This window comes from Yoonia sp. I 8.24 (genome assembly GCF_022096995.1).
GTDB lineage: Bacteria > Pseudomonadota > Alphaproteobacteria > Rhodobacterales > Rhodobacteraceae > Yoonia.
Map to the genome: position 1 here is coordinate 1 of NZ_JACXGQ010000017.1, position 1278 is coordinate 1278.

Annotated in this window: 1 protein-coding gene; it reads left to right on the forward strand. The window is 54.7% G+C overall.

Going from position 1 to position 1278, the window contains the following annotated elements:
• The coding region (tuf, locus tag Yoon_RS17870) for an elongation factor Tu (protein ID WP_238114171.1) at positions 1 to 1176 on the forward strand (1176 nt) is incomplete at its 5' end.
• Positions 1177 to 1278 lie beyond the last annotated feature (102 nt).

A 1278-nucleotide genomic window follows, 5' to 3' on the forward strand; every position in this document is an offset into this window, starting at 1 on the left:
ATGGCTAAGGAAAAGTTTGAACGTACAAAACCGCACGTTAACATTGGTACAATTGGCCACGTTGACCACGGCAAGACGACCCTGACGGCTGCGATCACGAAGTATTTTGGTGATTTCCAAGACTACGACCAGATTGACGGCGCGCCAGAAGAGAAAGCCCGCGGGATCACCATTTCAACTGCGCACGTTGAGTATGAGACTGAAACACGTCACTACGCGCACGTTGATTGCCCCGGCCACGCTGACTACGTCAAGAACATGATCACCGGTGCTGCCCAAATGGACGGCGCGATCTTGGTTGTGAACGCGGCTGACGGCCCGATGCCACAAACACGTGAGCACATCCTGCTGGGTCGCCAGGTTGGCATCCCTTACATGGTTGTTTACATGAACAAAGTTGACCAAGTAGACGACGAAGAGCTGCTTGAGTTGGTTGAAATGGAAATCCGTGAGCTGCTGTCTTCTTACGAATACCCTGGCGACGACATTCCTGTGATCCCTGGTTCAGCTTTGGCTGCGATGGAAGAGCGTGACGAAGAAATCGGCGCGAACTCAATCAAAGCGCTGATGGCTGCTGTTGACGAGTACATCCCAACACCTGCACGTGCGGTTGACATGCCGTTCTTGCTGCCAATCGAGGACGTGTTCTCGATCTCTGGTCGCGGGACTGTTGTGACTGGCCGTGTTGAGCGTGGCGTTGTGAACGTTGGTGATGAGCTGTCCATCGTTGGTATCCGTGAAACACAGAAAACCACCTGTACCGGTGTTGAAATGTTCCGCAAGCTGCTTGATCGCGGTGAGGCTGGCGACAACGTTGGTGTTCTGTTGCGCGGTATCGACCGTGACGGCGTTGAGCGTGGCCAGGTTCTGGTGAAGCCAGGTTCTGTGAACCCACACACAAAGTTCGAAGCAGAAGCCTATATTCTGACCAAAGAAGAAGGCGGTCGTCACACCCCATTCTTCGCGAACTACCGTCCACAGTTCTACTTCCGGACCACTGACGTGACCGGTACTGTTGTTCTGCCCGAAGGCACAGAAATGGTCATGCCTGGCGACAACCTGAAGTTCAACGTTGAGCTGATCGCGCCCATCGCGATGGAAGACGGCCTACGCTTCGCGATCCGCGAAGGCGGCCGCACAGTCGGCGCCGGCGTCGTATCTAAAATCGTAGAATAACGGGGTCTTCCCCGCGCAAGCGGGGAAACACCGCGTGGGTGACAGGCGATTGCAAAGCAATCACCGAGAACCCACTCTGACGATACAAATATCAAAGGCCGC